Source organism: Nonomuraea rhizosphaerae, from assembly GCF_019396405.1.
Taxonomy (GTDB): Bacteria; Actinomycetota; Actinomycetes; order Streptosporangiales; family Streptosporangiaceae; genus Nonomuraea; species Nonomuraea rhizosphaerae.
The window spans coordinates 1-3,438 of record NZ_JAHKRL010000096.1; the positions used below are offsets into that span (position 1 = coordinate 1).

Below are 3,438 nucleotides of genomic sequence, written 5' to 3' on the forward strand. Positions count from 1 at the left end.
AGCGCTGGCGCACCCTTCAGCATTTGACGCTCAGCCCCTCACGAATCGGCGACGTGGCCCGAGCAGCGCTCGTTCTCACCCACTTCGAGCACAGACGGATCATGTAAAAGTCGTAGAGAAAACCTCATTGACCGTCCTATGCGATCGAGCCCCATCGCGGGCCCCACAATCTCCCTGGGCAATCCCCATGACGAAGTGGTTGTGGGCGACCGGTGATGGTGTCAGCGTGGAACACGTCGGCCCGAAGGGAAGGGGATGCCAGGCCACGACCACTTGTCTCCGGCCAAGAGCCGTCTTCAAGCCCAGGCTGAGGCGGTCCTCCAGCGAACGGTGGATAAGCGTCCACCGGTCGACGCGGTTCGACGAGGGTCGCGCACGACGCGACCAGAAAATGAACGCCGACGCGGTACGCGGAAAACGACGCCCCTTGTTGCTCCCCGTTTCCTCTCCGCCCCGAAGAACAAGGTCTCCACGCTCAGGGAGATTCGATGAAAATCGCAGGCTTCATCGGCGTAGTAGTGCTGGTGTGGCTGTTCTGTGCGACCACGTCGGCGTACGCCCCCGTGCCCATGACGTACCTCAACGGCGCCGTTCCGGAACAGAAGACCTACAACAAAGCCTGCCCTTTCGACGAAGCAGGGATGAAGAGCTGCGTGGAAACGTCCTTCTACCTCTGGCGACTGCCTGGTGACGGCGCCGTCACCACCACATGGAAGCCCAGCCGCTCGGACGTCGAGACCGTTACCGGAACGCTGGTCCACGAGAACAGCGCCTGCCCCGGCAGCCGTGTCGAATGGAGCGTTCTCGCCGACGAACGCACCAGCGGAACACTCACCGATGACGCCCCGAAGACACAGTTGGCCATTCCCGTGAAACGGCCCGTACCCCACGTCACTCTTACACTGCGGCGACTGGGCACCGCCACCTGCACCAGCGCCCTACGGTGGACCGACCCCCGGCTGGAGGTTCCCTTCAAACTCCTTCCCTGAACCGGGCCGTCGCCGGGTGCGCCACCCGAGTGTTGATCTCATCGACCTGCCCGCGAAACAGTGGCCAGGTAGCCGATCTTGACGACAATGACGTGTCGTGGCCCAAGGTGCCCAGTGCGGCAGACGCTGTCATCGGTGCTGTCGCAGGTGGGGTCATCGACTTCGTGGCGGGTTCGTAGATAGGCGCGTCCTGGGCGCTGTCCTCGACCGGCCGACTCGCTCGATGGTGCTGGCGACCTTCCCCACGGGATCTGGGCGGGTACGGCCCTCGGCTCCTGGGTCGGCTCGGCTTCATCGTCGGCCGCGACGTGGGGAACACATGACGGTGATGTCAGGCGTCTGAGCTGGTTCCGGCTGTTTCCACCCGCTGAAGCGCCTCCATGGCCTCCCTCTCGATGCGCGAGAGGTCGTGGAGAAGAGCGCCGGCTTGCTGGAGGTGGTTCGCGTCGCCGCTCTCCCCCGCCTTCGTGATCAGCGTCGACACATCGGTCCACAGGACGGCGGCCTCACTGTAGAGCCGGTGGCCGGTGCGTAGGTCGTCGTTGTCGATGATCCGGGTGCACTCGTCGAGGAAGTCGCGGTACAGGACACGGAACAGTGCGCCACCGGTTCCGCCTTTCTCCATGAGGAGGGCGGCTTGCGGCAGGTCCTGCTGGGGGTCGGCGGCGCGGCGCAGCCAGCCGGGCACCAGCTTGGCGGCTTTCTCGATGCCGCGGTGGCCCAGGTTCGTGATGGGGGCGGTGAGGAAGGCGTCGGCGCAGCTTCTGATGGCGGGGACGATCTGGTTCTGCCACGGGAGCGGGTGGGACGGGAGGGTGATGGTGAAGGATCGGTTCCTGGCGGTCATGGGGCCGCGTTCGGCGCGGGCCAGGGCGAGGGCGGCCAGGCTGGTGCGGACCGCGCCGCCCTGCTGGTCGGTGTCGACGAGGTGGGCGTCGTGCTCGTTGTAGCCATACATGGCGACGACGTGGCCGCCGAAGTGCGCCTTGGTCCGGAAGTAGTCGAGGTGGTAGGAGTCGAGCTGGAGGCCGACCGGGCGGCCGGCGTCGAGGGGGGCGGTAACGTTCGCCCAGGCCTTGCGTGGTGAGGTGGTCTCCTCGACCAGCAGTGTCAGACCCAGCCTGGCGGCGAGGTTCCTGGTGAGGTCGAAGGGCTTGACGCGGCCGCCGAGGAAGGGGAACGGCATGGCCTTGCTGTCCCAGTAGACGAAGGACAGGCCCGAGCCCAGGCCGAACAGCATGGGCTCGGACAGGTCGAGCCCCTCGTGCCGCAGCAGCACGCCCAGCGCCGTCGTCTCGCAGTGGCGCAGGCCGCGGGGCTCGATGTCCTTCACGATGGTCGTCATGCGTCGCTCTCCTCGTACTGGCGCGGCGAACGGTCACCCCGTCCCCGTCCATCGAGGGGGCCGCTGGGAGCAGGATGAAGCCTCCCATAGGGGGAGAGTCCAGCATGATCCGGTCGTGTTCTCGTCGCCGGGAGCGCGGGAGCACGGGAGCGCTGGGGCGTTCCTCGGCGTCTCGTCCCTCGTGAAGAGGCACGCATCTCTACGGTGGGAGGACGTGAGGACGAGCGCTCAGCCGCAGAACTGGCGGGCGACGGCGGTGAAGGTGTCGGCGCAGGTGACGACCGACTGGAGGCTGACCCATTCGACGGCGGCGTGGGCGCCCTCCCCCGCCGGCCCGAACAGGACGGTCGGGATCCCGGCCGCGGCGATCAAGGAGGAGTCGGCCCAGTAGCTGACGCCTTCGATCGTGGCGGGACGGCCCAGGGCCTGGCCGGCGGCCGAGGCGACGGCCCCGACGATGGCGGCGTCGCGCGGCACCTCGAACGGCGGCCGGGCCAGCGTGGTCCGGGCGACGGCTTCCAGTTCCGGGTCGGCGGCGCGGCAGGAGGCGAGCAGGCCGGCGATCTCACGTTCGACGTCCTCGGTGGTCTCGCCGGGCAGGGTGCGGCGTTCGACGGTGAGGACGCAGCGGTCGGGGATGGTCGACTCCTCGCGTCCGCCGTGGATGAGCGAGCCGTGGACGAAACCGTGCCCGAGCAGGGGGTGTTCGCGGGCGCGGAGCTGTTCGTTGAGGGAGGCGAGGGCGACGAGGACGGGGCCGGTCTTGAGGATGGCGTCCCTGCCGAGGTGCGGGCGGGAGCCGTGGGCGGCGAGGCCGACGACCTCGATCTCGATCCACACGAACCCCCGGTGGGCGACGGTGACCGCCAGCTCGGTGGGCTCGGCGACGATCGCCGCGTCGATACCGGTCGCGGCGCCGGTCGTAAGACCCGCCGATGTGCCGCCCGACGCGGCGAGGTGCCGCAGCACCTCCTGGACGCCGATGCTGGAGTGCTCCTCGTCGGCCACGGCGGCGACGACCACCTCACCGGGCAGGCCGGCCCGGGACGCCTCGCGGGCGGCGATGAGCGCGGCGGGGAGGCCGCCTTTCATGTCGTACGTCCC

3 protein-coding genes are annotated in these 3,438 nt (G+C 68.5%); 1 reads left to right on the forward strand and 2 read right to left on the reverse strand.

Annotated elements, in window-relative coordinates; translation table 11 throughout:
* The first annotated feature begins 488 nt into the window (after positions 1–488).
* On the forward strand, positions 489–989 hold the full coding sequence (locus KME77_RS04645) for a hypothetical protein (protein WP_219462288.1): 501 nt from the start codon (positions 489–491) through the stop codon (positions 987–989).
* Positions 990–1,320: 331 nt separating this feature from the next.
* Here the strand turns inward: KME77_RS04645 and KME77_RS04650 are convergent, their stop codons facing one another.
* The gene (locus KME77_RS04650) at positions 1,321–2,334 is read right to left on the reverse strand and encodes a BtrH N-terminal domain-containing protein (RefSeq protein ID WP_219462289.1); all 1,014 of its coding nucleotides are present in this window, start codon (positions 2,332–2,334) and stop codon (positions 1,321–1,323) included.
* Positions 2,335–2,562: 228 nt separating this feature from the next.
* On the reverse strand, positions 2,563–3,438 hold an 876-nt coding region (locus tag KME77_RS04655; RefSeq protein WP_219462291.1), incomplete at its 5' end, for a M20/M25/M40 family metallo-hydrolase.